8 protein-coding genes are annotated in these 6,334 nt (G+C 70.0%); 3 read left to right on the forward strand and 5 right to left on the reverse strand.

Annotated features, from left to right (window positions below; genetic code table 11):
- The 3 genes from L995_RS34485 to L995_RS23950 form a co-directional block, all read left to right on the forward strand.
- Window positions 1–187, forward strand: a 187-nt coding sequence (locus tag L995_RS34485; RefSeq protein WP_231574518.1) for a hypothetical protein, incomplete at its 5' end; no start/stop codon positions are given.
- A 14-nt stretch (window positions 188–201) separates the two neighbouring features.
- Window positions 202–552 carry a single-stranded DNA-binding protein gene (locus L995_RS23945; protein WP_012206405.1) on the forward strand — a complete coding sequence of 117 codons (351 nt, stop codon included), beginning with the start codon at window positions 202–204 and terminating at the stop codon, window positions 550–552.
- A gap of 134 nt (window positions 553–686) precedes the next feature.
- The gene (locus L995_RS23950) at window positions 687–1,505 is read left to right on the forward strand and encodes a MetQ/NlpA family ABC transporter substrate-binding protein (protein ID WP_047473937.1); all 819 of its coding nucleotides are present in this window, start codon (window positions 687–689) and stop codon (window positions 1,503–1,505) included.
- Between the two features lie 188 nt (window positions 1,506–1,693).
- Here L995_RS23950 and L995_RS23955 read toward each other — a convergent pair whose 3' ends face one another.
- The 5 genes from L995_RS23955 to L995_RS23975 all read right to left on the reverse strand — a co-directional run.
- A complete protein-coding gene (locus L995_RS23955; protein WP_047473938.1) occupies window positions 1,694–2,419 on the reverse strand; it encodes a nitroreductase in 726 nt (241 codons plus the stop codon).
- A 4-nt stretch (window positions 2,420–2,423) separates the two neighbouring features.
- Window positions 2,424–3,623 (reverse strand): thiolase family protein, encoded by a 1,200-nt coding sequence (locus L995_RS23960; RefSeq protein WP_047473939.1) that lies wholly within the window; start codon window positions 3,621–3,623, stop codon window positions 2,424–2,426.
- The gene (locus L995_RS23965) at window positions 3,620–5,128 is read right to left on the reverse strand and encodes an AMP-binding protein (RefSeq protein WP_047473940.1); all 1,509 of its coding nucleotides are present in this window, start codon (window positions 5,126–5,128) and stop codon (window positions 3,620–3,622) included. The genes L995_RS23960 and L995_RS23965 overlap by 4 nt, the downstream gene beginning before the upstream one ends.
- On the reverse strand, window positions 5,121–5,714 hold the full coding sequence (locus L995_RS23970) for a biotin transporter BioY (protein WP_016448270.1): 594 nt from the start codon (window positions 5,712–5,714) through the stop codon (window positions 5,121–5,123). Before L995_RS23970 ends, L995_RS23965 begins: the two co-directional genes overlap by 8 nt.
- Window positions 5,715–5,775: 61 nt before the next feature.
- On the reverse strand, window positions 5,776–6,334 hold a 559-nt coding region (locus L995_RS23975), incomplete at its 5' end, for an energy-coupling factor transporter transmembrane component T family protein (RefSeq protein ID WP_047473941.1).

The raw sequence follows: 6,334 nt of genomic DNA on the forward strand, positions 1-6,334 counted from the left end.
CAACGCAAAGCTCCTGACGGAAACGTCAGGAGCTTTTTGCTTTGTACGTTTGATTTTGCGCGCGATTGTGCCTTGCGGCGAAGGGCGGGTGCAGTTCCGCCAGGCGGCTCCCTCGCGGATGGCGAGGGCAGCCAGCGCAGAAAACTCCATGCACCGTGAAGATGCGCCGCCAGGTCTGGATGCGTAAGACCTGCACCTACAATGGCGTCTTTTGTAACTGACGATTTCTTCCTGGTCTCGCACATGATGGATGGACTGATTACCGGCAGACTCACCGGTACGCCCGAACACCGCAGCGACCGCAATCGGCGCCCCTTCATGGTGGCCCGCGTGCGTTCCGAGGCATCCGATGGCACTTCCATCCCGGTCAACGTGGTTGCATTCGACGCCCAGGCCTGCGAGGTGCTGCGCAATCTGATCGAAGGCGATGCCGTGGCGCTGCGTGGCAGCTTCACGCCCAAGGTCTGGATAGACCGCCAGGAGCAACCCCACCCCGTACTGGATGTCGTGGCCCACCAGGTCATGGCAACGCCCGAGTTCCAGGACCGCTGACGCCCGCGCTGCGGCGCCGGTTGTGAGCTACTGAAAAAACTGTCTAGCCGCAGTGTGCCGGTACGGTCGCCGTGCGCTGTGTTGGCGCTACAGTGTGCGCCTGTGTTTTTGACAGGTTACAAGGAACCGCATCCATGCCCACCAAGCGCCATTTCCTCCGCCGCACGCTCACGGCCGCCGCGATTGCCAGCACCGCCGCCATGACCCTGCTGGCCATGCCCGCGCAGGCGCAGGACAAGCCCATCAAGGTCGGCGTCACGGCCGGCCCGCACGCCCAGATCATGGAGCAGGTCAAGAAGGTCGCCGAGAAGAACGGCCTGAAGATCCAGATCGTTGAATTCGGCGACTACGTGCAGCCCAATGCCGCGCTGTCTGCCGGTGACCTGGATGCCAACAGCTACCAGCACCGCCCCTACCTCGACGCCCAGGTGCGCGACCGCGGCTACAAGATCGGCTGGGTGGCCGACACGGTGAATTTCCCCATCGGCATCTATTCCAAGAAGATCAAGCAGCTGGCCGACCTGCCCCAGGGCGCCAAGTTCGGCATCCCCAACGACCCCACCAACGGTGGCCGCGTGCTGCTGCTGCTGCAGGCCCAGGGCCTGATCAAGCTCAAGGAAATCGCGGGCCTGAAGGCCACGCCGCTGGACGTGGTCTCCAACCCCAAGAAGCTGCGCTTCGTGGAGCTGGACGCAGCCCAGCTGCCACGCTCGCTGGATGACCTGGACGCCTCGGCCATCAACACCAACTTCGCGATCTCGGCAGGCCTGAACCCCAAGACCGATGCCATTGCGCAGGAAGCCGCCAAGAACCCCTATGTGAACATCCTGGTCGCGCGCGATGCCGACAAGGGCAAGCCCTGGGTGGCGCAGCTGATCAAGGCCTACCACTCCGATGAAGTGCGCCAGTTCATTGATGTGCAGTTCAAGGGGTCGGTGATTCCTGCGTTCTGAAGAACGCACCCCCTGAGGCGCTGACGCGCCTTCCCCCTCTCTACCCGCTTCGCGGGGGAGGGGGACGACACCCTCGGTGCGGGGCTGCCCTTCCTCGGTGTCCCCGGGTTGGGCCTTGGTGGTGCCATCGCCATGACCCGTACTAGTGGGCGCGAGCTCGCAAAGCTGCCGATTTCGGCAGCTTTTTTTCATTCCCCCAGCACTTTGAAGTATTCGGTCAGCGGTGCGCGGGTGGTCTGGGTACGGTTAACGGGGGCGGCCTCGTCGGGCCAGCCCAGGGCCAGGCCGCAGACGATGTGCTCGCCGGGCGGCAGGTCGAGTACGCGGCGCACGGTGTCGGGGTAGGAGGCCAGGGCGCCGATGGCGCAGCTGCCAAGGCCCTGGGCGGCTGCGGCCATTTGCAGGCCGTACAGGGTCATGCCCAGGTCCATGTAACCGCCTGCGCCGAAGCGGGCATCAATGCTCACGACCAGGGCCACGGGCGCGTCGAAGAAGCGGTAGTTGCGGCCGAACTGCGCGTCGCGCCCGGCACGGTCCTCGCGGGCCACGCCCAGGGCGCTGTACAGGGCCTGGGCCGATGCCACCTGGCGCTTGCGCAGCGCCATGGGCATGGGGCGGGGGAAGTAGCCGTAGTCCTCGCGCTCAGGTGCTCCGCCTTGCCAGTCGGCCAGCAGCGCCTGTGTGAGTGCGCCGCGCAGGCTGCCGCGCACCTGGATGAACTGGCCGGGCTGCAGGTTGCCGCCGCTGGGCGCCCGGCGGGCCGATTGCAGCAAATGGTGCAGCAGCGCGTCCGGCACGGGATCGGGCCGGTAGGCGCGCACGGAGCGGCGCGCGTGCACCAGGGCCTCATGCGCATCGCCAAAGGGAAGGGTGTCGGACGGTGGGTTGGCGGACATGGGAAATGCGGAGTCCATGGATTCAAAGCGCCTGCACCAGGCAGGCCGCGCCTATGCCGCCAGCCCCTGCAATGGCGGCCAGGCCCAGGGCCGGTCTGTGGGCTGCTGGCGTGCGGTGCAGGTCTGAGAGCATGCGCACCAGCGCAACCGCGCCCGATGCGCCTATGGGATGGCCGCGCGCCAGGCCACCGCCGCCGGTGTTGAGCTGCTGCAGCGGCAGGCCCAGGGTTTCGGCAAAGGCCAGGGCCTGCACGGCGAAGGCATCGTGCAGCTCCACAGCCTGGAGCTCTGCCGCAGTCAGGCCAGGCAGCTGCAGCGCTGCGGCTGCACGCTCCAGCACCTGCTGGGCCGCCAGTGCGGCGGCGACCAGCGGTGTTTCGGGCGCATGGCCCAGCGAGGCACTGGCCACCCAGCGGGCGCGTGGCTGCAGGCCCAGGCGTGCACAGGCCTGCGGCGTGGCCAGCAGCACCAGGGCAGCGCCATCGGCCTTGGGCGAGATGGTGGGCGTGCTCAGCGCATGGCGCTGGCGCGCCTGGGCATCAAAGGCGCTGCCCGCTTCGGCCACCACGGGCATGCGGGCAACGCGGGCCGGATTCAGGGCGCGCGGATAGGCGTCGTGGTCCAGCCCCGCCATGGGCACGATCTCTTGGGCCAACCGGTCGCGGTGCGCGAGCGCCTGCGCGTGGCTCTGGATGGCATGGGCCTCCTGAACGGCGCGGGTGATGCCGTGGGCCAGCGCGTGGTCGGCGGCCGATTGCAGCAGGTCCGGGTCACGTGCGGGATCGGGGGCGAAGGCGGGGCGGTCATAGGTGACGGGCAGCTCGCCTGCATGGCGCGGGCGCGTCTGGCGGATGGGGGCGCGGCTCCAGGCCTCGGCACCACCGGCCACCACGATATCGGCCTGGCCCGACATCAGCAGGCCTGCGGCCAGGGCCACGCTGTCCAGGCCCGAGCAGCACTGGGTATCCACGCTGTGGGCCGCGCAGCGCTCCGGCAGGCCCGCAGCCAGGGCCAGCATGCGGGCCGGGTTGCCGCCTGCGCCCAGGGCGTTGCCTAAGACCACGGCATCCACGGCCCGGGCAGGCAGGCCGGCCCGGGCCAGCAGGGCCTGGAGCACGGGCGCGCCCAGCTCGTGCGCAGCAAATTCGCGCAATGCACCGCCCACGGGGGCGACAGGGCTGCGCGCCCAGGCCAGGATGACGGGGGCGTCTTGCAGGTTCATGGCAGGGGCAGCAGCGCGGGTTCGCCGGGCAGTGCCCGGCCAGCGTCTGTGGCGGTGGCAGTGGCGGCCAGTGCGCGCGCCAGCCGGCCGTGGTCGGTCTTGCCGCTGGCGGTCTGCGGCCAGTCGGTGCAGCTCCACCATTGGCGCGGCAGCTTGTAGCTTTCCAGCCGGTCGCGCAGCCAGGCCGCCAGCGCCTGTGCGGAGCCTGCGGGCGCGGCGCCGTGCCATTGCACGACGGCGTGCACCTGCATGCCGCGCAGCGCGTCGGGCAGGCCTTGGATGGAGACCTGGGCCACGCCCGGGTGCGCGGCCAGCAGGGTCTCGACTTCCTCGGGGAACAGGTTCTTGCCCTGGGTGACGAGCATGCGGCTCTGGCGCCCGGCCAGGCACAGCTGGCCGCCGGCATCGATATGGCCCATGTCGCGCACGGACAGCCATTCGCCGTCGCGCAGCGCGGCCGTGCCATCGCGCGCCTCGCCCACATAGTCCATGAACAGCATGGGGCTGCGCATGTAGATCAGGCCGTCCTCGCCCGGCTGCAGGGGCTGGTCGCCGGGCTGCTGCGTGGCGGGGCGGATCTGCAACTGCACATTGCTGAAGGGCCGGCCCACGGCCTGGGGCGGGGCCTGTTCGTCGGCCTCCATCCAGGCGATGAAGCTGGCCTCCGAGGCGCCGTAGAACTCGATGATGCGTGCGCGCGGAAACAGCGCGCGCAGGGCTGGGGTCTGGGCGCGCATCCAGCGCGCGCCGCTGATCATGATCAGTTCCACCTCGGGGATGGGCGCCAGCGCGCGGTGTGCGGCCCATTGCAGCATCAGCAGCAGCTGGCTGGGCACGGCGACCAGGCAGGGGGCTTCGCCGCGCGCCAGGCTGGTCAGGCAGCGCGCCGCCGAGAACCGCTCCTGCACCACGGCGCCTTCGCCGCACCACAGGCCCTGCATCACGCCGAACAGGAACAGCGAATGCGAGATGCGCCCGGGCGCCATGGTGCGCTGCGCGGCCACGGGGCCGAAGTCCTGCAGGCAGACGCGAAAGCTCTCTGTCCACGAACGGTGGTGGCGCATGAAGCCCTTGGGCAGCCCGGTGCTGCCCGAGGTGAAGCCGGTGTAGAAGGCGCCGGTGGCCGTGGCCTCGGCCAGAGCGCTGGGCGCCGTGGGCAGCCAGCCCTCGATGCGGCTGCGCACGGCCTCGGGCCAATCAGGATCGGCCACGGCGGCGCAGCGGCCGCTGTGCAGGATGGCGAGGAATTCGACGATGGCATCCACGGTGCTGGCGCTGCCGCCCGTGTCCACCAGCAGCATCTCTGGCGCCTGGCCGGCCACCAGCGCGGCCGAGCGCTGCAGCACGGCGGCATGCAGCGCGGCAAAGCTCCATTGGCCGGCCTCGCTTTGCAGCGCCATCGCATCGGGGCGCTGCCGCGCCCAATGCTCCAGCGGGCCATGGACCAGGGTCCATGGGTGCTGCAGCGGCGCGGCCAGCGGATGACGCGCGGATGGCTCAGCCATGCTGGCGGCCTCCGAACGGCCAGTCCGGCATGCCGCGCGCCACCGTGTGCACCACCAGGGCGCACAGCACGCACTTGACCAGATCGCCGGGCACGAACAGCAAGGTGGCCATGAAGGCCTGCGACAGGCTGAGCTTGGCCATCAGCATCAGCCCCAGCACGCCGAAGGCATGCAGGGCCACCAGCCCGCCCAGCGCCGAGGCCGCAAAGGCGCTGAGCGCCGCGCGCCGGGGCGAGCCCTGGGGCAGCGCACGCATGACCAGGCCGGCAATGCAGGCCGCCAGCGGGTAGCCCAGCAGGTAGCCGGCCGAGGGCGCCATGAAGACGGCAATGCCGCCGCGCCCGCCCGACAGCAGCGGCAGGCCCACGGCCACGGCCGCAAGGAACAGCAGCATGGACTGCATGCCGCGCCAGGGGCCGAGCATCACGCCGGCCAGCATCACGCCCAGCGACTGGATGGTGATGGGCACGCCCAGCGGCAGGTCGATCTTGGGAATCAGGCCCATGACGGCCATCAGTGCCGCGAACAGCGAGACCTGGGCCATGGAGCGCGCCGAGGCGCGTGAGACGGTGGAGGGAGCGGTCATGGAGAGTTCTCGCTGTCGGTCAGGAAGGGCAGTTCAGCAGGGCAAATCGGCAGGGCAGGCCTCAGCGGCCCAGGCGCGCCCACAGCGCATCGGACACGCGGCGCGTGGCCTGCAGCATGTGGATGGTCAGCGGCGCAATCAGGCGCAGGCCGCCGGCGCGGCCCGTGCGCAGCCGGTGGGCATCGTCCATGCGCTTCCACTGCACGAAGAAATGCTCGGTGAAACGCAGCATCAATGCCAGCTGCAGGGCCACCTGTTCGGGGGAGATGCCGATGCGCTCCAGCGGCGCCAGCAGCCGCTCCAGCACATCGACCAGATCGCTGGGGCGCGTGCTCACGGTCAGCGCCATGCCCAGCGTGGAGGCGCAGACCAGGCGCAGCGCGCTGGAGGCGGCCAGGGCGTAATGCTGCATCCACACATGGAAGGCAGCCACCAGCAGGGCGGCCACGGTCACCGACAGCATGAGCCGCCGTGCGCCCTCGGTGGCGCGGCCCAGCGACAGCCACAGCAGGCCGCAGGCGGCGCCGGCCAGGGCCAGCAGCCACGGTGAATCGATGAGGAACAGGCCCGTTCCCAGCAGCGCCATGAGCAGCAGCTTGCGGCCCGCACTCCAGACGCGG

Source organism: Delftia sp. ZNC0008 (assembly GCF_000799035.1).
GTDB classification, from domain to species: domain Bacteria; phylum Pseudomonadota; class Gammaproteobacteria; order Burkholderiales; family Burkholderiaceae_C; genus Comamonas; species Comamonas tsuruhatensis.